The sequence below is a fragment of the Streptomyces sp. NPDC007863 genome, assembly GCF_040633895.1.
GTDB lineage: Bacteria > Actinomycetota > Actinomycetes > Streptomycetales > Streptomycetaceae > Streptomyces.
The window spans coordinates 89,038-113,912 of record NZ_JBEYEI010000002.1 but is presented as its reverse complement, the minus strand read 5'-3'; the positions used below and the strand labels follow the sequence as shown (position 1 = coordinate 113,912).

The 24,875-nt window shown below is 73.8% G+C and carries 23 protein-coding genes; 11 read left to right on the top strand and 12 right to left on the bottom strand.

Annotation, left to right across the window (positions count from 1 at the left end; all coding sequences use genetic code 11):
• Positions 1 to 10 precede the first annotated feature (10 nt).
• Positions 11 to 514: a GNAT family N-acetyltransferase gene (locus ABZ621_RS03170; protein ID WP_360600129.1), complete on the bottom strand. Its 504-nt coding sequence runs from the start codon at positions 512 to 514 to the stop codon at positions 11 to 13.
• A 69-nt stretch (positions 515 to 583) separates the two neighbouring features.
• Positions 584 to 1,945, bottom strand: a complete 1,362-nt coding sequence (locus ABZ621_RS03165) for a glutamine synthetase family protein (protein WP_030755173.1) — start codon at positions 1,943 to 1,945, stop codon at positions 584 to 586.
• A 203-nt stretch (positions 1,946 to 2,148) separates the two neighbouring features.
• On the opposite strand from ABZ621_RS03165, the gene ABZ621_RS03160 reads away from it, so the two are divergent.
• The 4 genes from ABZ621_RS03160 to ABZ621_RS03145 all read left to right on the top strand — a co-directional run bounded on the left by ABZ621_RS03160 (position 2,149) and on the right by ABZ621_RS03145 (position 4,482).
• On the top strand, positions 2,149 to 2,562 hold the full coding sequence (locus ABZ621_RS03160) for a hypothetical protein (protein WP_360600127.1): 414 nt from the start codon (positions 2,149 to 2,151) through the stop codon (positions 2,560 to 2,562).
• 64 nt (positions 2,563 to 2,626) lie between these two features.
• Positions 2,627 to 3,304 carry a DUF3105 domain-containing protein gene (locus ABZ621_RS03155; RefSeq protein ID WP_360600125.1) on the top strand — a complete coding sequence of 226 codons (678 nt, stop codon included), beginning with the start codon at positions 2,627 to 2,629 and terminating at the stop codon, positions 3,302 to 3,304.
• Positions 3,301 to 3,936, top strand: coding sequence for a DUF305 domain-containing protein (locus ABZ621_RS03150; protein WP_360600123.1), 636 nt, complete (start codon positions 3,301 to 3,303; stop codon positions 3,934 to 3,936). Before ABZ621_RS03155 ends, ABZ621_RS03150 begins: the two co-directional genes overlap by 4 nt.
• Before the next feature lie 126 nt (positions 3,937 to 4,062).
• Positions 4,063 to 4,482 (top strand): CBS domain-containing protein, encoded by a 420-nt coding sequence (locus ABZ621_RS03145; protein WP_360600121.1) that lies wholly within the window; start codon positions 4,063 to 4,065, stop codon positions 4,480 to 4,482.
• Here the strand turns inward: ABZ621_RS03145 and ABZ621_RS03140 are convergent.
• From ABZ621_RS03140 to ABZ621_RS03130, 3 genes are read right to left on the bottom strand one after another with little or no spacing between them, the layout of a single operon-like run.
• On the bottom strand, positions 4,467 to 5,279 hold the full coding sequence (locus ABZ621_RS03140; RefSeq protein WP_360600119.1) for an alpha/beta fold hydrolase: 813 nt from the start codon (positions 5,277 to 5,279) through the stop codon (positions 4,467 to 4,469). The two genes, ABZ621_RS03145 and ABZ621_RS03140, sit on opposite strands and share 16 nt — an antisense overlap.
• Entirely contained in the window at positions 5,276 to 6,049 is a 774-nt protein-coding gene (locus ABZ621_RS03135; protein ID WP_360600117.1) for a DUF998 domain-containing protein, read from the bottom strand. The genes ABZ621_RS03140 and ABZ621_RS03135 overlap by 4 nt, the downstream gene beginning before the upstream one ends.
• Before the next feature lie 13 nt (positions 6,050 to 6,062).
• Positions 6,063 to 7,544 (bottom strand): APC family permease, encoded by a 1,482-nt coding sequence (locus ABZ621_RS03130; RefSeq protein ID WP_360600115.1) that lies wholly within the window; start codon positions 7,542 to 7,544, stop codon positions 6,063 to 6,065.
• A 117-nt stretch (positions 7,545 to 7,661) separates the two neighbouring features.
• Between ABZ621_RS03130 and ABZ621_RS03125 the strand changes: the two genes are divergently transcribed.
• Positions 7,662 to 9,437 carry an NAD+ synthase gene (locus ABZ621_RS03125; protein ID WP_360600113.1) on the top strand — a complete coding sequence of 592 codons (1,776 nt, stop codon included), beginning with the start codon at positions 7,662 to 7,664 and terminating at the stop codon, positions 9,435 to 9,437.
• Here the strand turns inward: ABZ621_RS03125 and ABZ621_RS03120 are convergent.
• The 4 genes from ABZ621_RS03120 to ABZ621_RS03105 all read right to left on the bottom strand — a co-directional run bounded on the left by ABZ621_RS03120 (position 9,403) and on the right by ABZ621_RS03105 (position 14,412).
• Positions 9,403 to 10,641 (bottom strand): MFS transporter, encoded by a 1,239-nt coding sequence (locus ABZ621_RS03120; RefSeq protein ID WP_360600111.1) that lies wholly within the window; start codon positions 10,639 to 10,641, stop codon positions 9,403 to 9,405. The two genes, ABZ621_RS03125 and ABZ621_RS03120, sit on opposite strands and share 35 nt — an antisense overlap.
• 97 nt (positions 10,642 to 10,738) lie before the next feature.
• A complete protein-coding gene (locus tag ABZ621_RS03115; RefSeq protein WP_360600109.1) occupies positions 10,739 to 11,767 on the bottom strand; it encodes an endonuclease/exonuclease/phosphatase family protein in 1,029 nt (342 codons plus the stop codon).
• A 187-nt stretch (positions 11,768 to 11,954) separates the two neighbouring features.
• Positions 11,955 to 12,506, bottom strand: coding sequence for a TetR/AcrR family transcriptional regulator (locus ABZ621_RS03110; protein ID WP_360600795.1), 552 nt, complete (start codon positions 12,504 to 12,506; stop codon positions 11,955 to 11,957).
• 298 nt (positions 12,507 to 12,804) lie between these two features.
• The gene (locus ABZ621_RS03105; RefSeq protein ID WP_360600108.1) at positions 12,805 to 14,412 is read right to left on the bottom strand and encodes an MFS transporter; all 1,608 of its coding nucleotides are present in this window, start codon (positions 14,410 to 14,412) and stop codon (positions 12,805 to 12,807) included.
• A 170-nt stretch (positions 14,413 to 14,582) separates the two neighbouring features.
• Between ABZ621_RS03105 and panB the strand changes: the two genes are divergently transcribed.
• The 3 genes from panB to ABZ621_RS03090 all read left to right on the top strand — a co-directional run bounded on the left by panB (position 14,583) and on the right by ABZ621_RS03090 (position 17,403).
• On the top strand, positions 14,583 to 15,446 hold the full coding sequence (gene panB, locus ABZ621_RS03100; protein ID WP_360600106.1) for a 3-methyl-2-oxobutanoate hydroxymethyltransferase: 864 nt from the start codon (positions 14,583 to 14,585) through the stop codon (positions 15,444 to 15,446).
• Positions 15,447 to 15,556: 110 nt separating this feature from the next.
• Positions 15,557 to 16,549: an ATP-binding cassette domain-containing protein gene (locus ABZ621_RS03095; RefSeq protein WP_360600104.1), complete on the top strand. Its 993-nt coding sequence runs from the start codon at positions 15,557 to 15,559 to the stop codon at positions 16,547 to 16,549.
• Positions 16,546 to 17,403, top strand: coding sequence for an ABC transporter permease (locus tag ABZ621_RS03090; RefSeq protein WP_360600102.1), 858 nt, complete (start codon positions 16,546 to 16,548; stop codon positions 17,401 to 17,403). The genes ABZ621_RS03095 and ABZ621_RS03090 overlap by 4 nt, the downstream gene beginning before the upstream one ends.
• 24 nt (positions 17,404 to 17,427) lie before the next feature.
• Here the strand turns inward: ABZ621_RS03090 and ABZ621_RS03085 are convergent, their stop codons facing one another.
• A complete protein-coding gene (locus ABZ621_RS03085) occupies positions 17,428 to 20,745 on the bottom strand; it encodes a BTAD domain-containing putative transcriptional regulator (protein ID WP_360600100.1) in 3,318 nt (1,105 codons plus the stop codon).
• A 145-nt stretch (positions 20,746 to 20,890) separates the two neighbouring features.
• Here ABZ621_RS03085 and ABZ621_RS03080 point away from each other — a divergent pair, with 145 nt between their 5' ends.
• Positions 20,891 to 21,685, top strand: a complete 795-nt coding sequence (locus ABZ621_RS03080) for a site-2 protease family protein (protein WP_360600098.1) — start codon at positions 20,891 to 20,893, stop codon at positions 21,683 to 21,685.
• Positions 21,686 to 21,712: 27 nt separating this feature from the next.
• Here ABZ621_RS03080 and ABZ621_RS03075 read toward each other — a convergent pair whose 3' ends face one another.
• Positions 21,713 to 21,913, bottom strand: coding sequence for a hypothetical protein (locus ABZ621_RS03075; RefSeq protein ID WP_360600096.1), 201 nt, complete (start codon positions 21,911 to 21,913; stop codon positions 21,713 to 21,715).
• 125 nt (positions 21,914 to 22,038) lie between these two features.
• Entirely contained in the window at positions 22,039 to 22,761 is a 723-nt protein-coding gene (gene npdG / locus ABZ621_RS03070; RefSeq protein ID WP_360600094.1) for an NADPH-dependent F420 reductase, read from the bottom strand.
• A 93-nt stretch (positions 22,762 to 22,854) separates the two neighbouring features.
• Here npdG and ABZ621_RS03065 point away from each other — a divergent pair, with 93 nt between their 5' ends.
• Together ABZ621_RS03065 and ABZ621_RS03060 are read left to right on the top strand one after the other, a co-directional pair.
• Positions 22,855 to 23,454, top strand: a complete 600-nt coding sequence (locus ABZ621_RS03065) for a hypothetical protein (protein WP_360600092.1) — start codon at positions 22,855 to 22,857, stop codon at positions 23,452 to 23,454.
• A gap of 78 nt (positions 23,455 to 23,532) precedes the next feature.
• Positions 23,533 to 24,834, top strand: coding sequence for an MFS transporter (locus tag ABZ621_RS03060; protein ID WP_360600090.1), 1,302 nt, complete (start codon positions 23,533 to 23,535; stop codon positions 24,832 to 24,834).
• Positions 24,835 to 24,875 lie beyond the last annotated feature (41 nt).

The window sequence follows — 24,875 nt, the reverse complement described above, 5'->3', positions numbered from 1 at the left end:
CCGGTCCTCCCTACGCCCCCAGCTCCACGAGGAACCGCACGAGACCGCCCTCCCCGTCCGAGACGCGCCGCATCCCGGCCCGCTCCATGACCCGGTGGGAGGCGGCGTTGGCGGGATCGGCATCACCCCGCAGCTCGGTCGCGCCGGCGGCCCGGGCGATGCCGATCACCGCCGCGAGCGCCTCGGAGGCGTACCCCTTCCCGCGCTCCCCCGGCACGACCCCGTACCCGACGGTCACGCCCCCGTCCGCGCCGGGCGGCCCGTGGAACCCGATCCCTCCGACGACGAGCCCGCTCTCCGCGAGCCGTATCTGATACGTACGGAACGCCCCCGGATCCCCGTCCTCGGCGCACCTCCGCAGAAACGCGCCGACCGAGGCGAGGTCCCCCACCCCCGGATACCCCTCCGCCCACCGCTCCCCCGGCAACGGCTCACGAGCGGCGACCCGCTCGCCCTCGGCGACGGTCAGGGGGTGCAGGAACAGTCGCCCGGTGGCGACGGATTCGATCGTCATACCGGGCAGTCTGGACACCCCGCCCCCGCACGGCAACACCATTCCCGCCGCCGCGCGCCCGCCAGGGGGCTACAGCACCGGCAGGTTCTTCCGCAGCTCGAAGGCGGTGACCTCGGAGCGGTACTCCTCCCACTCCTGCTTCTTGTTCCTCAGGAAGAAGTCGAAGACGTGCTCGCCGAGGGTCTCGGCGACCAGTTCGGACTTCTCCATGAGGGCGATGGCCTCGCCGAGGTTCTGCGGGAGGGGCTCGATGCCCATGGCGCGGCGCTCGGAATCGGAGAGGGCCCAGACGTCGTCGTCGGCGCCGGCCGGGAGTTCGTAGCCCTCCTCGATGCCCTTGAGGCCGGCGGCGAGGAGGACCGCGTAGGTCAGGTAGGGGTTGGCGCCGGAGTCGATGGAGCGGACCTCGACGCGGGAGGAGCCGGTCTTGCCGGGCTTGTACATGGGGACGCGGATGAGGGCGGAGCGGTTGTTGTGGCCCCAGCAGATGTACGAGGGGGCCTCGCCGCCCGAGCCGGCGGTGCGGGAGGAGCCGCCCCAGATGCGCTTGTACGAGTTGACCCACTGGTTCGTGACGGCGGAGATCTCGCCCGCGTGCTTGAGGAGGCCGGCGATGAAGGAGCGGCCCACCTTGGAGAGCTGGTACTCGGCGCCCGACTCGTAGAAGGCGTTCCGGTCGCCCTCGAAGAGGGAGAGGTGGGTGTGCATGCCCGAGCCGGGGTAGTCCGAGAACGGCTTCGGCATGAAGGTCGCCTGCACGCCCTGTTCGAGCGCCACCTGCTTCATGACCAGGCGGAAGGTCATGATGTTGTCGGCGGTGGAGAGCGCGTCGGCGTACCGGAGGTCGATCTCCTGCTGGCCGGGGGCGCCCTCGTGGTGGGAGAACTCGACCGAGATGCCCATCGATTCCAGCATGGTGATCGCCTGGCGGCGGAAGTCCATGCCGACGTTCTGCGGGGTGTGGTCGAAGTAACCGGAGTTGTCGGCCGGGGTGGGACGCGAGCCGTCGAGCGGCTTGTCCTTCAGCAGGAAGAACTCGATCTCGGGGTGCGTGTAGAAGGTGAAGCCGAGGTCGGACGCCTTGGCGAGGGCCCGCTTGAGGACGAAGCGCGGGTCCGCGAAGGACGGCGAGCCGTCCGGCATGAGGATGTCGCAGAACATCCGGGCGGTCCCGGGGGCCTCGGCCCGCCAGGGCAGGATCTGGAAGGTGCCCGGGTCCGGCTTGGCGATCATGTCGGACTCGTAGACGCGGGCGAAGCCCTCGATCGCGGAGCCGTCGAAGCCGATGCCCTCGTCGAAGGCCTGCTCCAGCTCGGCCGGGGCGACGGCGACCGACTTGAGGAAGCCGAGCACGTCGGTGAACCACAGACGCACGAAGCGGATGTCGCGCTCTTCGAGCGTACGGAGCACAAATTCCTGCTGCTTGTCCATTTCCACACCCATCCTCGCTGGTCAGGCCGCCTGCTCCCACCGCCTCGGGCACATCGGGGGGCACCTGAGCATCCCACCACATGGTTTCGCGCACGTTGCACACCCATAGTGCCTGTTCGGATGTGACACAGGTAACCGAGGACCTGGGGAAGTCCTACCCCGTTCGGCCCACGGAGGCCCCTCTCCCACTACGATCTGCGCCCATGGGAGCCCTACGGCTCGAACGCCCGTACCGGCACGCGCGTCCCATGGCACTGGTGAGTGCCGTGGCGACGCTCCTCGCCGCGCTCTTCGTCTGTCTGGGGAGCGGTCCGTCGGGGCCGGGCGGCCATCCGGGGCACGAGCGGGCCGCGGCCCCGGCCTCCGTCGGGCCCACCGCCACCCCCGTCCCCGGCACCGGACGGGCCGCGTACGTCTGCCCGTACGACCGGGGCGACTGCTCCCTCTTCCCGGCCCTCTCCCCCGCGGTGCTCAGCGCCCCGCCCCTCGATCCGCCGCTGCACACCGAGGACCGGCTGCCGCGCGTCGACGCGCTCGCCGGCGAGGGTGCCGGGCGGGATCCCGGGGTCCGGCCGCGCGCCCCGGACCTGCACGTCCTTCAAGTTCTCCGGACCTAGGCCCGCGCCTTTCCCCGAACGACGACTTCCCCCTCTTTATCTTTCCCAGAAGGACGACATCACCATGGCCGCCAACCGCTCCACCACCGCCGACCGCCGCGCCCGAATAGAGGAGATGCGCCGCGCCGAGCAGGCCCGGGAGCGCCGCAACCGCTTCCTCACCCTCGGCGTCTCCGCCGTCGTCGTGCTGAGCCTCGTCGGCTTCGGCACCTTCGTGCTGATGAAGAAGGCCGACGAGGAGGAGGCCAAGGAGGCCGCCGCCAAGGCCCCCATCTCCGGCGAGCAGTCCTGGGACGCGGCGAAGCTGGGCCGCAACCACGTCGAGACCGCCGTGAAGTACGACACCAAGCCCCCGGTCGGCGGCGACCACCACCCGGTGTGGCTGAACTGCAACGGCGACGTCTACGACAAGGCCGTCCCCGAGGTGAACGCCGTGCACTCCCTGGAGCACGGCGCCGTGTGGGTGACGTACAACAAGAAGGCCGCCGAGGCCGACGTGAAGGCGCTGAAGGAGAAGGTCTCCGACACCCCGTACACGCTGATGAGCCCGGTCGACGACCAGACCGGCGCGATCATGCTCTCCGCCTGGGGCAAGCAGGTCACCGTGGACAGCGCGAGCGACCCCCGCGTCGACGCCTTCTTCACCAAGTACGTGCAGGGCAAGCAGACGCCGGAGCCGGGTGCGGCCTGCACCGGCGGTGTCGGCGCCGACGGCATGGGCGGCGCCGGGATGGGCCAGTGAGCGCCCGTCGCACCCGGTACGCGGCGGTCACCGCGGTCGCCCTGTCGGTGCTGTTCGCCGCGGGGGCCGTCACGGTCGCCTCGGCGGAGCGCGAGGAGGCGCCGCGGACCCCGGACACCGCCTCGGCGGACGCCGGTTTCGCCCGCGACATGTCGGTCCATCACCAGCAGGCCGTCGAGATGTCCTTCATCGTCCGGGACCGGACGACCGACGAGTCGGTGCGCCGGCTCGCGTACGACATCGCCAACACCCAGGCCAACCAGCGCGGCATGATGCTCGGCTGGCTCGACGTGTGGGGCCTGCCGAAGGTCGAGTCGGGCACCGCGCCGATGAGCTGGATGGGCATGCCCGTCACCGGTGACGCCGCCGCCAAGGACGGCGCGCTGATGCCCGGCATGGCAACGGACACGCAGCTCGACGCGTTGCGGAAGGCGTCCGGCAAGGACGCCGAGATCCTCTACCTGCGGCTGATGACCGCCCACCACAAGGGCGGGGTGCACATGGCCCAGGGCTGTGTGCAGAAGTGCTCGGTGGACATCCAGCGGGACCTCGCCCAGGGCATGGTCGACGCCCAGGAGTCGGAGATCGCGCTGATGGCGGACATGCTCCGCAAGCGCGGCGCCACCGACTGATCCGGCCCCGCGGGACCCCGGCCCCCGTGACCCGCTGCGGTCGCGGGGGCCGACGCGTGCCAGGAGAATGAGAGGCGCTCGGGGACGACGTACGTGCAACGACGTTCGACGAAAGGTACGCACCCCATGACCACGGCGAAGGACATCATGCACCCGGGAGCCCGTTGGATCCCGGAACACGAGACGCTCGACCGCGCGGCGCAGCTGATGCGCGACCTGAACGTGGGGGCGCTCCCCGTCGCCGACGAGAACGAGCGGCTGTGCGGCATCGTCACCGACCGCGACATCGTGGTCCGCTGTGTGGCGATGGGACACGACCCGGCGAAGGTGACCTGCGGCTCGATCGTCGAGGGCACGCCGCGCTGGATCGACGCGGGCGCCGACGTGGGCGCGGTCCTGGAGGAGATGCAGAGCCACCAGATCCGGCGGCTCCCGGTGATCGAGAACAAGCGGCTCGTCGGCATGATCAGCGAGGCCGACCTGACGCAGCAGCTGTCGGACGAGCAGCTGAAGGCGTTCTGCGCGAGCGTCTACGCCGCTTCCTGAAGCGCCTGGAGGACGACCCGGGCGAGCGTGCCGGGGGCGTCCCGCATGACCAGATGGCCCGAGGGCACGGCCGCCACGTAGCGGGCGCCGAGCCGTCGGGCCAGCGTGCGCTGGCGGTCCTCCCAGCGGGCGGAGCCGTCGGGGGCGGCGAGGACGGTGACGGGGGCGGCGGGCGGCAGGGGGCGCGCGCGGCGCAGGGCGAGGAGTCCGGCGGCGACGGAGCCGTAGGAGGCGTTCTCGCGCAGGGCGCCGCGCCAGACGCGTGAGGCGCGGTAGACGCGGCGGGCCTCGGCGGGCGGTGCGGGGTCGGGGCGGACGGCGAGGCGGCGCAGCGCGGGGCCGAGGGCGGCGGGCAGGCCGAGGGCGGTGAGCGCGGTCCCGGCGGCCTCCGCGGCGGCGGCGAGGGCCGGGCCGCCGGGGCGGGGGTGGTCCTCGACGGAGGAGTCGACGAGGACCAGGGCGGCGGTGAGGTGGGGGTGGAGGCGGGCGAAGCCCTCGGCGTGCAGTCCGGCGATCGAGTGGCCGACGACGGTGACGGGCCCGGGCAGCCGCAGGGCGTCGAGAAGGGCGGCGATCCGGTCGGCCTCGCCCGCGAGGGTGGGGGGTGTGGTGCTCTCCTGGGTCAGGCCGTGGCCGGGACGGTCGAAGCGGACGACGGTGCGGTGCGGGGCGAGCAGCGGGACGACCGGGTCCCAGTCGAACCAGGCGAGGCCGAGCCCGGCGGAGAGCACGCAGACGGGTCCGTCGCCGTCGACGGCGACGTGGTGGGCGAGGCCCCCGAGGCGCACGAAGGTCATGGTCGGGTGTCTTCCCCGATACGGCCGGCTCCGCCCGTACGAGCGGCCTCCCGGGCCATCGACGCGGCGAGGAGCGCGATCCAGGCGGCGACGAGCAGCACCTGGAGGCGCTGGGCGGCGCCGAGTCCGGCGTGGCCTCCGCCGGACTCGAAGGAGGCGACGGCGGCGAGGGTCCAGGCGGTGGCGGCGAGTGCGAGGCCGACGAGGAACGGCCCGGTGCGGGCCAGGAGCGGCCAGAGGCCGTACCGGCGGGCGGCGAGGGTGAGGGCGGCCATGGCGACGAGCGCGCCGGTCATGGCGAGTCCGGAGCTGACGGCGTGGGCCGTGTGGGTGGCGGGGACGAGTCCGGCGGCCTCGCGGGCGGCGCACGCGGGGTCGGCGGTGGCGGCGCAGCTGAGCGGGAGGCGGGAGTCGACGGCGGTGGCGGCGCCGAAGAGGGCGAGGGCGGCCCAGCCGGCGAGGAGCCAGGGGCGGCGGCCGGCGGGTCCGGGGGCGGTGCGGGCCCAGCGGGGGACGCCGGGCGCGGGGTCCTCGGGGGCGCGGGCGGCGCGGAGGCCGAGGACGGCGCCGGCGAGGACGAGGAGGCCGGCGGCGAGGTCGGTGGCGCGGAAGAGGCCGCCGAGCGGCTGGTCGGCGGCGGCGAGCTCGGAGACGTACGTGCGGACCGGGTCGAGCCCGGTCCGCACGAAGGCTTCGAGGACCCAGGCGGTGTACGCGAGCGCCCCCAGGAGGAGCAGGGCGGCGGACGCGCGCGTGACCTTTCCGGGCATACGGGGTCAGACGTCAGGGAGTGCCGGAAGGTTCCCGGTGTTCGGGGTGGACCCATTCGGGCTTGCGGAACCTGAGGAGGGCGGCGGGGATGAGGAGGCCGAGGACGAGCAGGCCGCCGCCGACGACGAGGAGGTAGCGCCAGAGCGGTTCGCCGTCGAACTGGTCGGGCGGGACGAAACCGATGACGAGGGCGAGGACGGAGGCGACGAAGCCGATGGAGGCGACCCAGGTGACGGCGGGGACGCGGAAGCCGCGCTCGACGCCGGGCTGGGTGCGGCGGAGCTTGACGACGGCGACGAACATCAGCAGGTAGGCGATCAGGTAGATCTGCACGGTGATGACGGAGAACATCCAGTACGAGCTGGAGACGGAGTCGCTGAAGGCGTACAGGATGCCGATCAGGGTGGTGACGACGCCCTGGGCGACCATGATGGCGGTCGGGGAGCCCGCCTTGTTGAACTTCTGGAAGGCGGGCGGGAGGTAGCCCTCCTGGCGGGAGAGCAGGACGAGGCCCTTGGCGGGTCCGGAGAGCCAGGTGAGCATGCCGCCGAGGGCGGCGCAGACCAGCATGACGCCGACGACCCGGGTCATCCAGCCGATGGAGAAGTGGTCGAAGAAGGCCTGGAAGGCCTGCATCAGGCCGGCGGTGAGGCTGAGCTGGTCGGACGGCATCACCCAGGCGATGGCGAGGGCCGGAAGGATGAAGATCAGCAGGACGAGCCCGGTGGCCAGGAACATCGCCTTGGGGTACTCGCGCTTGGGTTCGCGCAGCGAGGAGACGTGGACACCGTTCATCTCCATGCCCGCGTAGGACAGGAAGTTGTTGACGATGAGGACGAGGCTGGCGAGGCCGGTCCACGGGGGCAGCCAGTGGTCGGCGCTCATCGGCTGGGCGGAGGGGTTGCCCTGGCCGAGGAAGACCATGCCGAGGAGGACGAGGAGCACGCCGGGGACGAGGGTGCCGATGATCAGGCCGAAGGAGGAGAGTCCGGCGATGGCCTTGGTGCCGCGCGAGGAGATCCAGACGCCGGCCCAGTAGACGGTGACGATGACGACGGCGACGTAGAGGCCGTTCTCGGCGAGCGACGGGTCGATGACGTACGCGAAGGTCGAGGCCACGTAGGCGAGCAGGCTCGGGTAGTAGGCGATCGTCATGGCGAACTGGCACCAGACGGCGAGGAAGCCGAGCGGTTTGCCGAGGGCCTCGCTGACCCAGCGGTAGATGCCGCCGGACCAGCCGGAGGCGAGTTCGGCGCCGACGAGGGCGGTGGGGAGGAGGAAGACGACGGCGGGGAGGAGGTAGAGGAAGATCGCGGCCAGTCCGTAGATGGCCATGGTCGGCGCGGGCCGCAGGGAGGCGACGGACGCCGTGGTCATGAAGGCGAGCGTGAGCCAGGAGATGAACTGCCGCTTGGTGCCGTCGTCCTGGAGGACCGCCACGTCCTCGCCGGTGGCGGGCCGGGCCGACTCCGCCGGATCGTCAGTGGTCGTCATGGGCCCATGATCAGCGGGGCGGGCCTTCTTCGCATGTCGGGGCGAAACGGTTCCGCGGGCACGGGCGGGGCGCGGTTCCCAGGACATAGCGTCGGTTTGACGATTACACTGGGGGGCGTGCATCGACTACGCCTCGCGCTGAATCAGATCGACTCCACCGTCGGGGACATCGCCGGGAACTCCGAGGCGATCGTCCACTGGACCCGGCACGCCGTCGGGCAGGGCGCGCATCTCGTCGCCTTCCCCGAGATGGCGCTGACCGGCTATCCCGTCGAGGACCTGGCCCTGCGTCCGTCCTTCGTCGAGGCCTCCCGCGCAGCGCTGCTCGCGCTCGCCGAGCGGCTCGCCGACGAGGGCTTCGGCGAGGTGCCGGTGGTCGTCGGCTACCTGGACCGCACCGAGCGGGCGGTGCCCCGGCTCGGCCGCCCGGCCGGCTCTCCGGAGAACGCGGCGGCGGTGCTGCACCGCGGCCGGGCCGTGCTGCGCCTCGCCAAGCACCACCTGCCGAACTACGGCGTCTTCGACGAGTTCCGCTACTTCGTGCAGGGCGACACCCTGCCGGTGCTGCGGGTCCGCGGGGTCGACGTGGCGCTCGCGATCTGCGAGGACCTGTGGCAGGAGGGCGGCCGGGTGCCGGCGGCGCGCAGCGCCCGCGCCGGACTGCTGCTCTCGGTGAACGCCTCGCCGTACGAGCGGGACAAGGACGACACCCGGCTCGAACTGGTCCGCAAGCGGGCCCAGGAGGCCGGCTGCGTCACCGCCTACCTGGCCTCGACCGGCGGACAGGACGAGCTGGTCTTCGACGGCGACTCGATCGTGGTGGACGCGGCGGGCGAGGTCATCGCGCGGGCCCCGCAGTTCACCGAGGGCAGCGTGATCCTCGACCTGGACCTGCCGGCCGCCGACCCGGACGCCCCGGCGCCGGGGACGGTGGTGGACGACGGGCTGCGGATCGACCGGGCGGTCCTGGAGGGCCCGGCCGGCGAGCCGCTCCCGCTGACCGAGGCGGAGCTGACGGGCGGTTACGCGCAGCGGCTCGACGACGACGAGGAGGTCTACTCGGCGCTCGTCATCGGACTGCGCGCGTACGTCGCGAAGAACGGTTTCGGCTCGGTGGTGATCGGCCTCTCCGGCGGCATCGACTCGGCGCTGGTCGCCGCGATCGCCTGCGACGCGCTGGGCGCGGACCGGGTGCACGGGGTGTCGATGCCGTCGAAGTACTCCTCGGAGCACTCCAGGGGCGACGCGGCCGAACTGGCCCGCCGTACCGGGCTGCACTTCCGCACGGTCCCGATCGGTCCGATGTTCGACGCGTACATGGCCGCCCTCGAACTCACCGGGCTGGCGGAGGAGAACCTCCAGTCCCGGCTGCGCGGCACGACCCTGATGGCGGTCTCCAACCAGGAGGGCCACCTCGTCCTCGCCCCGGGCAACAAGTCCGAGCTGGCGGTGGGCTACTCGACCCTCTACGGCGACTCCGTCGGCGCCTACGGGCCCATCAAGGACGTCTACAAGTCGGACGTCTTCCGGCTGGCCCGCTGGCGCAACCGCGCGGCCGAGGAGCGCGGCCAGACCCCGCCGATCCCGGAGAACTCCATCGTGAAGCCGCCCAGCGCCGAGCTGCGCCCGGGCCAGGTGGACACGGACTCGCTGCCGGACTACGAGGTGCTGGACCGGATCCTCGCGCTGTACGTGGACCAGGACCAGGGGACGGAGGCGATCGTGGCGGCCGGCTTCGACGCGGAGCTGGTGGCGCGGACGCTGCGGATGGTGGACGCGGCGGAGTACAAGCGGCGCCAGTACCCGCCGGGCACCAAGATCTCGGCGAAGGGCTTCGGCAAGGACCGGCGGCTGCCGATCACGAACCGCTGGCGGGAGACACCGGCGTCCTGACCGGTTCCCCGGGGGCGAGGGGGCTTCGCGCGACGACGTGCGAGGCCCCCTCCGCCGTCCTCCCCCTGCGGTCGAGGAGACCGGCGGTCACGGCGACGGCGAGGCCGACGGCGGCGAGGGCCGCGCCGACCAGGGCCGGGGAGGTCCAGCCCCAGCCGGCGGCGACGGCGGCGCCGCCCGCCCAGGCGCCGCCCGCGTTGGCGAGGTTGAAGGCGGAGTGGTTGGAGGCCGAGGCGAGGGTCGGGGCGTCCTTCGCCTTCTCCATGACCAGCATCTGGAGCGGGGTGGTGGTCATGAAGCCGACGGCGCCGAGCACCACCACGGTGACCAGGGCCAGCCAGGGCACGTGGACGGTGAAGCGGAAGGCGACCAGCGTGACGGCGAGGGCGGCCAGGGAGCCGTACAGGGTGGGGCGCGGGGCGCGGTCGGTGAGCGGTCCGGCGGCGAGCGCGCCGGCGGTCATGCCGATCCCGAAGAGGGCGAGGACGACGGTGACGGTGGACTCGCCGAAGCCCATCACCTCGGTGGTCATGGAGGCCAGGTAGGAGTAGACGGCGAAGACGCCGGCGAAGCCGAGGACGGCGGTCAGCAGGCCGAGGAGCACCTGCGGGCGGCCGAGGGCGCGCAGTTCGCGGCCGAGGCCCTGGCGCTCGTCGACGGGGAGGTCGGGGACGAGCCGGGCGAGGGCGGCGAGCGCGGCCAGGCCGATGACGGTGACCACGACGAAGGTGGCGCGCCAGCCGAGGTGCTGGCCGAGCAGGGTGGCGGCGGGGACGCCGAGGATGTTGGCGACGGTGAGGCCGAGGAACATGGTGGCGACCGCGCGGGCCTGCCGGTCGGGGCGGACGAGCCGGGCGGCGACGACGGCTCCGACGCCGAAGAAGGCGCCGTGCGGGAGGCCGGCGAGGACGCGGCCGGCGAGGAGCCAGCCGTAGCCGGGGGCGAGGGCGGAGGCGAGGTTGCCGACGGTGAACAGGGCCATCAGCAGGAGCAGCATCCGCTTGCGCGGGAGGCGGGAGCCGAGGGCGGTGAGCAGCGGGGCGCCGACGACGACGCCGAGGGCGTAGGCGGAGACGAGGTGGCCCGCGGTGGGGACGGTGGTGCCGAGGTCGCCGGCGACGTTGGGCAGCAGGCCCATCATCACGAACTCGGTGGTGCCGATGCCGAAAGCGGAGATGGCCAGGGCTATCAGGGCCACGGGCATGGGTGGGAGACCCTTTCCGGATCCAGGGGTTTGTTTTCTTACGAAACAAATTGTCGCAGATCCCGGACGGTCCCTCGTACGCCCGGCTCCCGGCGGCTCAGAAGGTGACGCGGGCCGCGAGGGGGAGGTGGTCGCTGTCGGTCTCCGGCAGGGCCCAGGAGGAGACCGGCTCGACGCCCCGGACCAGGATCTGGTCGATGCGGGCCATCGGGAAGGAGGCCGGCCAGGAGAAGCCGAAGCCGTCGCCGGCCGCGCCCTGGGTGGAGCGCAGCTGGGAGGTGACGGCGTTGAGGGCGCGGTCGTTCATGGTGCCGTTGAGGTCGCCGAGGAGGACGACGCGCGGGGCGCGGTCCTTGGCGATGGCCTCGCCGAGGGCGTTGGCGCTGGTGTCGCGCTGGTTGGCGGTGAAGCCGGCGTTCAGCTTGACCCGCACGGACGGCAGGTGGGCGACGTACACCCGCAGCTCGCCCTGGGGGGCGACGACGGTGGCCTGCATGGCGCGGGTCCAGCCCATGTGGATGTCGACCGGGCGGGGGTCGCGCAGCGGCAGCCGGCTCCACAGGCCGACGGTCCCCTGGACGGAGTGGTACGGGTACTTCTCCGCCAGCTCCCGCTCGTAGACCGGCACCGCGTCGGCCTTCAGCTCCTCCAGGGCCAGCACGTCGGCGTCGGAGCCGGCGAGCGAGCGGGCGGTCCCGGCCGGGTCGGGGTTGTCGGCGTTGACGTTGTGGGTGGCGACGGTGAGGTCGCCGCCGGAGGCCGACTTGTCGGCGACGAGGCCGCCGAAGAGGTTGAGCCAGACGACCGCGGGGAGCAGCAGGGCGAGCAGCGCGGTGGCGGAGCGGCGCAGCAGGGCGAGGAGGAGCAGGACCGGCACGAAGAGGCCGAGCCAGGGCAGGAAGGTCTCGGTGAGGCTGCCGAGGTTGCCGACGCGGTTGGGGATCTGGGCGTGGAAGGCCATCAGGAGCGTCAGGACGAGGGCGCAGAGCGCCAGCACGATGCCGCGGCGCCAGATCCCCGGGTCGCGTCGGAGGCGGCCGAGGGCGGAGCGGAACCGGTCGCGGGACCCGGAAGGGGTACCTCCCGTTCCGCCGTGCTCCGTCCCCGTCATGTCCACCCGCGCCATCGCTGCCCTCGCTCGTCTTGCCGTGCCGTCCGTGCCGTCCGTGCTCCGGGACCCGGGCTCGACCCTAGGCGATACGGGGCCCCGCGCACTCCCCCAAGGACGGACGCGGCGTGTGGCGGGGTTCCGGCCGGAGGCCGGTTCGGGCGGGCTGTGACAGAACGCGCACATTCGTGCGGGTCGGGCGGGGTCAGTCCCTCGGCCGGACCCCGTCGAGGATGGCGTCCGCGACGCGCGCGGGGAAGTCGGGCGAGAGGTCGGCGTCCGGCTGGAGGACGGTACGGAGCAGGAGCGGCCCGATGAACAGGTCGTTGACCAGGTCCAGGTCGAGGTCGGCGCGCACCTCGCCGGTGGCGACGCCCCGCTGGAGGACCTCGATGCCGCGACGGCGGCGGGGCTCGATGGCGGTGCGGTGGTACTGGTCCCAGAGCCTCGGGTACGCCTGCATCTGCGTGAACATGTTCCGCAGCAGCGCGGACGACCGCTTGGCGAGCCCGCGCCGCCGCATGAACTCCAGCATCATCACGAGGTCGTCGCGCACCGAGACGCCCGGGAGCTCGGGGTCGGGCGGCTCGACGGACCGGATCAGCTCGACCAGCAGGTCCTCCTTGCCGGCCCAGCGGCGGTAGATCGTCGCCTTCCCGACCCCCGCGGTCCGCGCGATCCGCTCGATGGAGATGTCCCCCAGCGGCACCCCGCCCTCCAGGAGCCCGATCACGGCGTCGAAGATCGCCCGTTCCACGGCCTCGCTGCGGGGCCGCCCGCGGCGCGCTCCCCCGTCACCGCCCGCCTCGGCGCCGGACGGCGTCCCGGTCTCCGGCCCGGAGGCCGTACCGGACGCCGGGCCGGGGTCGCCGCCCGGAGCTCCGGGGTTCTCGCCGTCCGCCAGGGACACGCACGCCGCCTCTCGTCGTCGTCATGGGAAGGCCGTCGCCCCCATTCTCGCCCGGCACGGGCGGGGACCCGGCCGGGCGGGGCCGGGCCCGGCCGGAATCGCACCGGGTCCGTGGGCCCCGGCACCGGCCCCCTCCCGAGGGGGCTCAGCGGTGGGCCGGGGCCGCCGGTTCCGGGGCGGCGCGGGTCGGGGCGCCCGGGGGCGGGGTGCGGCCGGGCAGGAAGGCGGCGACGACCAGCGTGCCGACGGCGGCGATCGCCGCCGAGGCGAAGGCGGTGATGTGCATGGCGTCGAGGAAGGCCTGGTGGGCGGGGGCCGTGAGGGCGTCGGCGTGGAGCTTCTCCGCGACCGCGAGGGTGGCCTCCAGGGACTCGCCCGCGGTGGTGCGCACCGCCGGCGGCAGGGCGGCGAGGTGGGGTTCGATCTCGCTCCGGTAGACCGAGGAGAGGACCGAGCCCAGGACCGCGACGCCGAGCGCGCCGCCGACCTGCCGGAAGGTGTTGTTGATCGCGGAGCCCGAGCCCGCCTTCTCGCGCGGCAGCGACTGCATGATCGCGACGGTGACCGGCGGCATGATGTGCGCCATGCCCGCGCCCTGCACCAGGAAGACCAGGGCCATCACCCACACCGGGGTGTCCGCGTCGAAGAAGGCGAAGGCGCCGAGGCCGAGGGCGACGGCGGCCATGCCGCAGGCGCAGACCGCCCGCGCGCCGAAGCGCGCGACGGCGAGCCGGGCGCGGGGCGCGAAGACCATCTGCGCGAGGGCGAGCGGCAGCAGGAGGAGCCCGGAGTCGAGCGCGCTGTAGCCGCGGACGCTCTGGAGGTAGAAGGCGGAGAAGAAGGTCACGCCCATGAGGGCGAAGAAGACCAGGGCGATCGCGGCGACGGCGGCCGAGAAGACCGGCTTGCGGAAGTACGACACGTCGAGCGCCGGGTGGTCGCTGCGCTTCTCGTACAGGACGAAGGCGGTGAGGGCGGCGAGGCCCGTGAGGACCGGGACGAGGACCCCCGGCTCGGTGAACGACGCCCGCTCGCCGCCGCGGATGATCCCGTACACGAGGAGGACGAGGCCGAGGACGGAGAGGAGGACGCCGACGAGGTCGATCCGGCCGGGCGCCGGGTCCTTGGACTCGGGGACCAGCCAGGCCATGAGGGCCAGGGCCACGAGCACCACCGGCACGTTGACGAGGAAGATCGAGCCCCACCAGAAGTGCTCCAGGAGGACGCCGCCGGTGATCGGGCCGATCGCGATGGCGAGGCCGACGCCGCCGGCCCAGATGCCGATCGCCTTGGGCTGCTCGTCGCGCTCGAAGACGTTCATGAGGACGGCGAGGGTGGCCGGCATGACGAAGGCCGCGCCGAGGCCCATCACGGCCCGGTGGGCGATCAGCTCGCCCGGCGAGCCGGAGAAGGCGGCGAGGGCGGAGCCGAGTCCGAAGACGGCCAGGCCGGCGAGGAGGGACTTCTTGCGGCCGAACCGGTCGCCGAGGAGACCGGAGGCGAAGAGGAGGCCGGCGAAGACGAGCGTGTAGGAGTTGATCGCCCACTCCAGCTCGCTCTGGGTGGCGCCGAGCCCGACCGGGTCCGGGGAGGCGATCGTCTTGACCGCCACGTTCAGGATCGAGTTGTCGAGGACGACGATCAGCAGGCTGAGCATGAGCACGCCGAGGATGGCCCAGCGACGGCGGTGGACGGCCTCGGGCACGGAGGCGGGGGGCGGCGAGGGCGGCGAGGAGGGGGACGGCTCTGGCATGGCACCACTCTAGAGCCGTTTCGATACGAGTCCGTCTCGTATTGAAAAACCGTCCGGTGTGAACAGCGCCACTCCGGCCCACTTCCCCGCCCACCCGGCGAAGTGCCACCATGGATGTGGTCCGGGGACGCCGTCAGGGCGCCTCGAGATGACACAAGGAGCCGTTCACCATGACGCTTCAGGCTGCCCAGAAACCGCCCGCCGACAGCACCAGGACGCTGTACGGAGGCAAGGGCTCGCGCCGTCTCACCGTGCACGACATCGCCGCCGCCAAGACCCGCGGCGAGAAGTGGCCCATGCTCACCGCCTACGACGCCATGACCGCCTCCGTCTTCGACGAGGCCGGCATCCCGGTGATCCTCGTCGGCGACTCCATGGGCAACTGCCACCTCGGCTACGACACCACCGTGCCCGTCACGATGGACGAGATGGCCCTCCTCTCCGCCGCCGTCGTCCGGGGCACCAAGCGCGCCCTCGTCGTCGGCGACCTGCCCTTCGGCTCGTACCAGGAAGGGCCCGTCCAGGCCCTGCGCAGCGCCACCCGGCTGGTCAAGGACGCGGGCGTCCAGGCCGTGAAGCTGGAGGGCGGCGAGCGTTCGCTGCCGCAGACCGAGATGCTGGTCCAGGCCGGCATCCCCGTCATGTCGCACCTGGGCCTCACCCCGCAGTCCGTGAACACCATGGGCTACCGGGTGCAGGGCCGCTCCGACGAGGGCGCGCACCGGCTGCTGCGCGACGCCAAGGCCGCCCAGGACGCGGGCGCCTTCGCGCTCGTCCTGGAGCTGGTCCCGGCCGAGCTGGCCGCCGAGATCACCCGCTCGCTCGACATCCCGGTCATCGGCATCGGCGCCGGCCCCGACACCGACGCCCAGGTCCTCGTCTGGACCGACATGGCCGGGCTCACCGGCGGCAAGGTGCCGCGCTTCAGCAAGCAGTACGCCAACCTCCGCGAGACGCTCGGCGACGCCGCCCGCGCCTTCGCCGAGGACGTGGCCGGCGGGTCGTTCCCCGCCGAGGAGCACACCTTCCACTAGGCCACCTCCGGCACCACCGACAGCCCGCCGACTTCCCCCATCGGCGGGCTGTCGTCCGTCTGTAGGCCGTTTGTCGGAAGACTGTCAGCGGCGCCCTGTTCCATGGGGGCATGACGCGATCACAGACCAACGCCGTCGAGGTCCGGGGCCTCGTGAAGCACTTCGGCGAGACGAAGGCCCTGGACGGGGTCGACCTGGACGTCCGCGAGGGCACCGTCCTCGGCGTCCTCGGGCCCAACGGCGCCGGGAAGACCACCCTCGTCCGCTGCCTCTCCACCCTCCTCGTCCCGGACGCCGGGACCGCCACCGTCGCCGGCTACGACGTGGTGCGCCAGCCCCGGCAGCTGCGCCGCACCATCGGCCTCACCGGCCAGTACGCCTCCGTCGACGAGAAGCTCTCCGGCTTCGAGAACCTCTACATGATCGGGCGGCTGCTCGACCTGTCCCGCGCGGACGCCCGCCGCCGCGCCGACGAGATGCTGGAGCGCTTCTCCCTCACCGAGGCCGCCAAGCGCCCGGCGATGAACTACTCCGGCGGCATGCGGCGCCGCCTCGACCTCGCCGCCTCCATGATCGGGCAGCCGGCCGTGCTCTACCTGGACGAGCCGACCACCGGCCTCGACCCCCGCACCCGCAACGAGGTGTGGGACGAGGTCAAGCGGATGGTCTCCGAGGGCGTCACCGTCCTCCTCACCACCCAGTACATGGAGGAGGCCGAGCAGCTCGCGAGCGAGCTGACCGTCATCGACCGGGGCAAGGTCATCGCCCAGGGCGAGGTCGACGAGCTGAAGGCGAAGGTCGGCGGCCGCACCCTGAAGGTCCGCCCGGTCGACCCGGAGCAGCTGCCCGCGATGGCGGCCGCGCTCCGCGAGACCGGTCTCGACGGCGTCGCCGGCGCGACCGTGGTGCCCGACGAGGGCGCGCTGTACGTCCCGATCCTCACCGACCAGCAGCTGACGGCCGTGGTCGCGCTGCTCGGCGCGCGCGGCTTCGGCATCGCCCACATCGGCACCCATCTGCCCAGCCTGGACGAGGTGTTCCTGGCCATCACCGGCCAGAAGACCGCCGTCTCCGACGAGATCACCGAGGAGGTCGCCGCGTGAGCACGACCACGGTCACCAAGTCCCCCGTCGGCGCCCCGGACCGGGCGCCGGCCCGTCCGGTCCGCACCGACGCCGAGGGCCGCATCGGCCTGCGGGCCAACCTCCGCCACATCGGCGCGCTCGCCCGGCGCAACGCCCTCCAGATCAAGCAGGACCCGGAGTCGATGTTCGACGCCGTGTTCATGCCGATCATCTTCATCCTGCTCTTCGTGTACGTCTTCGGCGGCGCGATCTCCGGCAAGGGCAACAACGACGTCTACGTGAACTACGTGACGCCCGGCCTGATGGCGATGATGGGCATGAACATCGCCATGGGGGTCGGCGTGGGCATCAACGACGACTTCAAGAAGGGGGTGATGGACCGCTTCCGGACGATGCCGATCGCCCGCTCCTCGGTCCTCATCGCCAAGATCGTCGTCGAGCTCGGCCGGATGATGATCGCCACCGCGATCCTCCTCGGCATGGGCTTCCTGCTGGGCCTGTCGATCCACACCTCGGTGCTCCACCTGCTGGCCGCCATCGGCCTGTCGGCGGTCTTCGGCGCCTCCCTGATGTGGATCTTCATCCTGCTCGGCCTGAGCCTGAAGTCCGCGCAGGCGGTCCAGGGCATGGCGATGCTGGTCCTGATGCCGCTCCAGTTCGGCTCCTCGATCTTCGCCCCGACGACGACGATGCCCGGCTGGCTGGAGACCTTCACGGACTACAACCCGCTCTCCAACCTCGCCGACGCGGCCCGGAACCTCATCAACGGCGGCCCGGTCGCCCACTCGGTGTGGATGACGCTGGGCTGGGCGCTGGCCATCACCGTCGTCACGGCGCCGCTCGCGGTCTCCAAGTTCCGCAAGAAGACCTGAGCCGCCGCCCCCGATGACGGGGGATCAGGACTCGGCGCGCTCACTGATCGCGTCGGCGGCGCCGCCGAGCAGGGCGGCGGCCTCCTCAGCGGAGAGGCCGCCGCCCTCGGCGTGCGCGGCCTCGAAGGCGTCCGCGCCCAGCGCCGCGCGGGCCAGCTCCGTCGCCCGCGCCAGGTTCTCCCGCTCCAGGCCGGGCTCCCGGTGCCCGTCGGGCACGAGGGCGTCCCGCGCGCCGAGGAGCAGGGCCGCCGTCCGGGCCGCCTCGCCCCCGAGCCCGGCGAGCGCCCAGGCCCCGACCACGAGATGGACCCCGGGCATCTGCGGCACCACCATCAGCGACAGCGGACCCAGGGACCGCTCGTACGCGGAGGCGATCCGGGCGAGCCCGTCGGCGTACTTCCCTTCCAGGACGTCGATCCAGGCCAGGGTGCCGAGGGTGAACCCCTCGAAGACCGCGAGGGTCTCGCTGCCGAACTCCGCCAGGAGGGCCGTCAGATGGGTGCGGGCCTCGGCGGCCCGGCCGGTCCGGCCCAGCGCGAGCGCGAGGAAGAGGCGCGCGCCGAGCTGGGGTTCGTGGCCCGTGCCGGGGTCGTCCAGGATCTCCCGCAGGATCGCCTCGCCCTCCTCGGTCCGGCCCGCCTCGATCAGCGTGTCGGCGTACCGGGCCCGCAGCAGGGTCCGCTGCGAGGGCGCCCCGATCTTCTCCGCGTAGCCGATGGCGGCGGCGAAGTCCCGGGCGGCCTCGTCGTAGGCGAGCAGGCGCTCGTGGGCCTCGCCCCGGGCCGAGAGCGCCTCGGCCGCGCCCCAGGCGTCCCCGAGCCCCTCGAAGAGCGCCAGGCTCTCGTCGGCGTCCGCGATCGCGGAGTCGGCCCACTGGCCCCGGTTGGCCCGCATGTTGGCGCGCATGTGCAGGATGTGGGCCAGCTCCCAGGCGTACCCGTACCGGCGGCAGGCCTCCACGGTGACGTCGAGGAGCTCGTGCAGCCGCTCGGGCTCCCCCATGATCAGCACGGCGAAGACCGCGAAGGAGCCGGGGAGCCGGCAGGTCTGCGGCAGCCCGGGCCGGTAGACGGCGGTGATCTCGCCGAGCCGGGCCTGCCCCTCGGGGCTCGTCCAGCGGGCGGTCTCGTGGTCCATGTTGATCAGCTCGCCGAGCCGCACCCCGCGCCGGGCCTCCCAGCGCTGCTCCTCGGAGAGCGGCGGCGGCGCGGCCGTGCACGGCTCGTGGAGCGGGACGAGCGGCGCGGCGGGCGGGGCGAACGGATCGGGCCCCAGGGCGGCGACCGCCCGGAACCCGTGGAGGGCGTCGGAGCGCAGGTCGCGCAGCTGCCAGTACCAGAGCAGGGCGTGGACGAGGACCAGGGCCTCGTCCTCGTCGCGGGCGGCGACGGCCCGGGCGAGCGCGGTGCGGACGTTGCCGTACTCGGCGTCCAGCCGGACCATGGCGGCGAGCTGGCCCGGCCCGCGCAGCCCGGGGTCGGTGGTGCGGGCGAGCTCGCGGTAGTACGTGAGGTGGGCCCGCTCGACGGCCGCCCGCTCCCCCGCCTCGTCCAGCCGCTCCGCCGCGTACTCCGCCACCGTCTCCAGGAGCCGGAACCGCATCCCGGACTCCTCCGGCGCCGACACCACCAGCGACTTGTCGACGAGCGCGCCCAGCGCACCGAGGACCTCCGCCCCCTCCGCGCCCGCGCAGACCGCCTCCGCCGCCTCCAGGTCGCAGCCGCCGGTGAAGACGGCGAGGCGCCGCAGCACCGCCCGCTCCGGCTCGTCGAGCAGCTCCCACGACCAGTCCACCACCGCCCGCAGGGTCTGCTGGCGCGGCAGCACCGTCCGCGCGCCCGAGGTCAGCAGCCGGAAGCGGTCGTCGAGCCGGTCCGCGATCTGCCGGGGCGACAGCAGCCGCAGCCGCGCCGCAGCCAGCTCGATCGCCAGCGGCAGCCCGTCGAGGCGCCGCACGATCTCCCCCGCCGCCTCCGGGTCCCCGGCCACGTCGAAACCGGGCCGCGCCGCCGCGCCCCGCTCGGCGAGCAGGCGCAGCGCCGTCTCCTCCGGCAGCGGACCGAGCGGCCGCAGCCGCTCCCCCGGCACGCCCAGCGGCTCCCGGCTGGTCGCGAGGACCCGTACGTGGGGGCAGCGCGCCAGGACCGTCTCGGCGAGCCGGGCCGCCGCGTCCACCAGGTGCTCGCAGTTGTCCAGGAGCAGCAGCATCCGCCGTCCGGCGCAGTGCTCCACGAGGCGGTGCAGGGGGTCGCCGCCGGTGCGGAGCTCCTCGGCGCCGGCGCCGCGCAGCACGGTCTCGCGGGCGCCGAGGGCGGCGAGGACGGCCTCGGGGACGGCCTCCGGGTCGCGGACCGGGGCGAGTTCGGCGACCCAGACGCCGTCGGGCCAGGCGCCGGCGGCCCGCTCGGCCGCCTCCTGGGAGAGCCGGGTCTTGCCGGCGCCGCCGGGCCCGAGGAGGGTCACGAGCCGGGCGGTGCCCAGGTCCTGCCGGAGGGCGGCGATCTCCTCCTCGCGCCCGACGAACGAGGTGAGCCGGGCCCGCAGATTGCCGGAGGCGGGGCCGTTCCGGCGTGCGGCGGCGGGGAGGGGGGCGGGTACGGGAGCGGAAGCCGGCGCTTCCGCCGCGAGGAGCCGCTCGTGGAGGGCGCGCAGTCCGGGGCCCGGGCCGGTGCCGAGCCGGTCGGCGAGCGTCCGGCGGACCTCCTCGTACGCGGCGAGGGCCTCGGCGGCGCGGCCGGTGTCGCGCAGGGCGCGGATCCGCAGGGCCTGGAGGGGTTCGTCGAGCGGCCGGCCGGCGCAGAGGGCGGTGAGCTCGGGAAGGACGTCGGCGGCCCGGCCGAGGGCGAGCGCCGCGTCGAACCGGGCGCGCCGGGCGTCCAGGCGGCGGGCCTCCCAGCGGGCGGCCTCGGCGTGCCGGTCGGGCAGGTCGGCGAGGGCGGGCCCGGCCCAGAGGCCCAGGGCCTCGTCGAGGAGGGCGGCGGCCCGGCCCGGGTCCCCGGCGGCGAGCGCGGCGGAGCCGTCGGCGGCGAGCCGTTCGAAGCGGTAGAGGTCGACGTCCTCGCGGGCCGCGCCGAGCCGGTAGCCGCCGCCGTCCGCGGACGGGACCCGGTCCCTGCCGAGCGCCTTCCTGAGCCTCCCGGCCAGCGCCTGGAGCGCGGCGACGGCGTCGGCGGGCGGCTCGTCGCCGTGCCAGACCTCGTCGACGAGCACGGTCACCGGCACGGCGCGGCCGGGCCGGAGGGCGAGGGCGGTGAGCAGGGCGCGCACGCGCGGCCCGCCGACGGGCAGCTCGGCCCCGTCGGCGTTCAGCACACGGGTCGGTCCCAGGAGGCAGTAACGCACTCCCCCATTCTCCGCGAGCGCCCCCCGGACGCCGGTCGGCGGGGGAACCCCAGGGGAGCGGAGGCGGGAGGCGGGGCGGGAACCGGAGTCGGGAGCGGTACGTTCTCGCTCCACCACAGCCAGTCCCGGATCGGGGGAGCCCGTGATGACTTCGGCCGCCGTCCGCCGCAGCGAGCGCCGGATCAGTCCCGTCTTCCTGGCGGTGCTCGCCGTCATGGCGGTCACCGGATGGGCGGTGTGGACGGACTTCGCCGCGCTCCCCGGGGTGGCGGTCTTCCTCTTCGTGACCTCGGCGTGGATCGTCTCGCTCTGTCTGCACGAGTACGCGCACGCCCGCACGGCCCTGTTCGGCGGGGACGTCACGGTGGGGGCCAAGGGCTATCTGAGCCTGAACCCGTTCGCGTACACCCACGCCGTCCTCAGCGTGGTCCTGCCCGTGCTCTTCGTGATCATGGGCGGGATCGGTCTGCCCGGCGGCGCGGTCTTCATCGAGCGGGGCCGGATCAGGGGCCGCTGGAAGCACAGCCTGATCTCGGCGGCGGGCCCGCTGGCGAACGTGCTGTTCGCGGTGGTGTGCACGGCGCCGTTCTGGCTGGGCGCGCTCGACGGGGTGCCGGCGGCCTTCCGGTACGCGCTGGCGTTCCTGGCGTTCCTCCAGGTCACGGCGGCGCTCCTGAACCTGCTGCCGGTGCCGGGGCTCGACGGCTACGGGATCGTGGAGCCCTGGCTGTCGTACGGGCTGAAGCGGCGGATCGAGCCGTACGCGCCGTACGGCTTCTTCGTCGTGATCGCGCTGCTCTTCGTGCCGGCCGTCAACGGCGCCTTCTTCGACGCGGTCGACGCGCTGATGCGGGCGCTGGGCGTCGGCGACGAGGCCCGCTCCTGCGGCTCCGCGCTGTACCGCTTCTGGGAGGGGACGCCGGAGCACTGCCCGCTCTAGGCCTGGACGCTCCAGGCCTGCCCCCCTCTACGCCTGGACGGCCTCGGCCTCGGCCTCCGCGGCCTTCTCCGCCTTCGCGCGGCGGAGGTAGTACCAGGCCATGTTGGAGGAGAGGCCGGCGAGGAGGACCCAGACGACGCCGATGAAGCTGCCGTTGACGAAGGAGATCACGGCCGCGGCGACGGCCAGGGCGCAGACCACGAGGGCGTAGAGGGCGAGACGGGGCATGGGGGTCGGCTCCTGTCGGATACGGCTGACGGTGCCCGACCAGTGTCCCCCATGCCCCGAAGCGTCCGTTCTCCGGCTCCGCCCCGCGTGGCGGCCCCGGCTCGGACACCGGCTCGGACGTCGGCTCAGATGTCGGTGACGCGGAGGCCCGCGTGGGCCTTGTAGCGGCGGTTCACCGAGATCAGGTTGGCGACGAGGGACTCGACCTGGTGGGCGTTGCGCAGCCGGCCGGCGAAGACGCCGCGCATGCCGGGGATGCGGCTCGCCAGCGCCTGCACGATCTCGACGTCGGCGCGCTCCTCGCCGAGGACCATCACGTCGGTGTCGATCTCGGCGATGGAGGTGTCCTTGAGGAGGACGGCGGAGAGGTGGTGGAAGGCGGCGGCGACCCGGGAGTCCGGGAGCAGCGCGGCGGCCTGCTCGGCGGCGGAGCCCTCCTCGGGCTTGAGGGCGTAGGCGCCCTTCTTGTCGAAGCCGAGCGGGTTGACGCAGTCGACGACGAGCTTGCCGGCGAGCTCCTCGCGCAGCGATTCCAGCGTCTTGGCGTGGCCCTCCCACGGCACGGCGACGATGACGACGTCGCTGCGGCGGGCGCACTCGGCGTTGTCGGCGCCCTCGACGCCGTGGCCGATCTCCGCGGCGACGGCCTCGGCGCGGTCGGCGGCGCGGGAGCCGATGATCACCTGCTGGCCGGCGGCGGCGAGGCGGTAGGCGAGGCCGCGGCCCTGGTCGCCGGTGCCGCCGAGGACGCCGACGACGAGCCCGGAGACGTCGGGCAGGTCCCAGGGGTCCTTCGCGGGGCGGGGGGCGGCGGCGGGCGGGTTCGGATGCGGAGTCGAGTCAGTCATGGGCCGACCCTACCCACCGGTTCGGGACCCGTTCGGGTGGATCGGCGGATACCGGCGGCGGGTGGGCGGGCGGCTGGGGCAGGATGCGGCGCCATGGATGCCGTACGGGTCGCGTTGCTGCGGGAAGTGCTCGCCGGGACGGAGTGGCCGGCCGCCGCGCGCCGCTTCGCCGGGGCGCTGCGGGCGTCGGTGGCGCCGCGCCGGGGGGCGCTGCTGCTCGTGGGCACGGAGGCGTACGAGCCGTGGCACCTGGCGGCGCACCTGGTGGACGAGGCGGCCTGGTCGGGCCTGCCGGAGCTGGCCCCCACCCTGGTGCGCCACCGGGCCAGGCCCGGCGGCCCGCCGCACCTGGCGGTGGGCCTGGACCGCCTGGAGGCGGCGGGCCGGGGGACGGCCCTGCTGGTGGTGGCGCCGGCATGCCCGGAGGCGGACCTGCTCCAGCGGGTGCACGACGCGCGGCGGGCGGGGGCGACGGTGCTGTCGCTGGACGGGGGCGACGCGGAGGTGCGGGGCCTGGCGCACGAGGCGCTGTCGGTCGCGTCGGACGCGGGCCTCGATCTGGACACGGTGCAGCATCTCGTCAGCGCGGCGGCGGGCGAGAACCGGCTGCCGGCGCCGCGCGGCCACCGCTTCCGGGACCGGCTGGCCCTCCTGGCCGACCACCTGACGTCCCCGCCCCCCGCCCGCTGGTGACCCCGCCGCCGTCCCGCCGGGGCGGTGCGGGTGGAAATCGGTTGCCTGGGGGGTGGGGCGCGCCGAGCATGGGGTTCCGTGGCTTCTTCTTTGCGTGCGTGGCTGGTGGGCGTGCTGCCCGATACCTCTCCGTGGCGGTCCTCGCGTGACTTCCGGCTGCTGTGGGGGCAGGGGCTGGTCACGTACTTCGCCAGTGCCATGGCGATGGTGGCGCTGCCGCTGCAGATCAAGGAGCTGACGGACTCGCCGCTCGCCGTGGGCGCGATGGGCGCCGTGGAGCTGGTGCCGCTGGTGGTGTTCGGGCTGTACGGCGGGGCGCTGGCGGACGCGGTGGACCGGCGGCGGGTGATCGTCGGCACCGAGGCCGGCCTCGGGCTGCTCGCCCTGCTCCTGCTGCTGAACTCGCTGCTGGGCGAGCCGCTCCTCTGGCCGTTGTACGTGGTCGCCGCGGGCGTGTCCGCGCTCGCGGGGCTCCAGCGGCCCGCGCTGGACTCGCTGCTCGCCCGGATCGTGCCGCACGAGCAGCAGACGGCCGCGGCCGCGCTGAACTCGCTGCGCTGGCAGATCGGGGCCATCGCGGGCCCGTCGGTCGCGGGCGTGGTGGTGGCCTACGCGGGCCACGCCCCGGCGTACGCGGTGACGCTCGCCGGCTTCGCGGTGTCGGTGCTGATGTGCCGGCGCCTCTCCCCCGCGCCGCCCGCGCGCGACGCGGAGAAGCCCTCGCTGCGGTCGATCGCGGAGGGCGCCCGGTACGCCTGGTCGCGGCCGGTGCTGCTCGGCACGTACGCGATCGACCTGGCGGCCATGGTCTTCGCCTTCCCGAACGCCGTCTTCCCCTTCCTCGCGGACGAGCTGGACGCCCCGTGGTCCCTCGGGCTCATGTACGCGGCCGGCTCCGTCGGCTCACTGGTCGTCGGGCTGACCAGCGGCTGGACCTCCCGGGTGCGGCGGCACGGGCTGCTCGTGGCGGGCGGCGCCGCCGGCTGGGGGCTCGCGATCGCGGGCGCGGGCTGGTTCGGGAACGTGTGGCCGGTCCTGCTGTGCCTGGCGTTCGCGGGCGCCGGCGACATGCTGAGCGGGCTCGGGCGCTCGACGATCTGGAACCAGACGATCCCGGAGGAGCTGCGCGGCAGGCTCGCGGGCATCGAGGTGCTCTCGTACAGCGTGGGCCCGCAGCTCGGCCAGGTACGGGCGGGCGTGATGGCGGGCTGGACCGGGACCCGTACCGCCGTCTGGGCGGGCGGCGTCGCCTGCGTGGCCTCGGTCGGCGTGCTCTGCCTGGCCCTGCCGAAGCTGCTCCGCTACGACTCCGGCACCGACGAGGACGCGCTGCGCCGCAAGGCCCAGCAGGAGGCGGCGGCCACGGCCGGGGCGGCGTGACCGGGCCCGGACGGGGTGCGTCCCGGGCCCGGACCCCTGCC

Excerpts from the sequence above, each read along its gene's own strand:
- ABZ621_RS03080 (WP_360600098.1), top strand. The coding sequence starts at position 20,891 with ATGACTTCGGCCGCCGTCCGCCGCAGCGAGCGCCGGATCAGTCCCGTC.
- panB (WP_360600106.1), top strand. The coding sequence starts at position 14,583 with ATGACGCTTCAGGCTGCCCAGAAACCGCCCGCCGACAGCACCAGGACG.
- ABZ621_RS03115 (WP_360600109.1), bottom strand. The coding sequence starts at position 11,767 with ATGGCGCGGGTGGACATGACGGGGACGGAGCACGGCGGAACGGGAGGT.
- ABZ621_RS03120 (WP_360600111.1), bottom strand. The coding sequence starts at position 10,641 with ATGCCCGTGGCCCTGATAGCCCTGGCCATCTCCGCTTTCGGCATCGGC.
- ABZ621_RS03095 (WP_360600104.1), top strand. The coding sequence starts at position 15,557 with ATGACGCGATCACAGACCAACGCCGTCGAGGTCCGGGGCCTCGTGAAG.
- ABZ621_RS03105 (WP_360600108.1), bottom strand. The coding sequence starts at position 14,412 with ATGCCAGAGCCGTCCCCCTCCTCGCCGCCCTCGCCGCCCCCCGCCTCC.
- npdG (WP_360600094.1), bottom strand. The coding sequence starts at position 22,761 with ATGACTGACTCGACTCCGCATCCGAACCCGCCCGCCGCCGCCCCCCGC.
- ABZ621_RS03145 (WP_360600121.1), top strand. The coding sequence starts at position 4,063 with ATGACCACGGCGAAGGACATCATGCACCCGGGAGCCCGTTGGATCCCG.
- ABZ621_RS03075 (WP_360600096.1), bottom strand. The coding sequence starts at position 21,913 with ATGCCCCGTCTCGCCCTCTACGCCCTCGTGGTCTGCGCCCTGGCCGTC.
- ABZ621_RS03170 (WP_360600129.1), bottom strand. The coding sequence starts at position 514 with ATGACGATCGAATCCGTCGCCACCGGGCGACTGTTCCTGCACCCCCTG.
- ABZ621_RS03130 (WP_360600115.1), bottom strand. The coding sequence starts at position 7,544 with ATGACGACCACTGACGATCCGGCGGAGTCGGCCCGGCCCGCCACCGGC.
- ABZ621_RS03155 (WP_360600125.1), top strand. The coding sequence starts at position 2,627 with ATGGCCGCCAACCGCTCCACCACCGCCGACCGCCGCGCCCGAATAGAG.
- ABZ621_RS03140 (WP_360600119.1), bottom strand. The coding sequence starts at position 5,279 with ATGACCTTCGTGCGCCTCGGGGGCCTCGCCCACCACGTCGCCGTCGAC.
- ABZ621_RS03065 (WP_360600092.1), top strand. The coding sequence starts at position 22,855 with ATGGATGCCGTACGGGTCGCGTTGCTGCGGGAAGTGCTCGCCGGGACG.
- ABZ621_RS03165 (WP_030755173.1), bottom strand. The coding sequence starts at position 1,945 with ATGGACAAGCAGCAGGAATTTGTGCTCCGTACGCTCGAAGAGCGCGAC.
- ABZ621_RS03135 (WP_360600117.1), bottom strand. The coding sequence starts at position 6,049 with ATGCCCGGAAAGGTCACGCGCGCGTCCGCCGCCCTGCTCCTCCTGGGG.
- ABZ621_RS03160 (WP_360600127.1), top strand. The coding sequence starts at position 2,149 with ATGGGAGCCCTACGGCTCGAACGCCCGTACCGGCACGCGCGTCCCATG.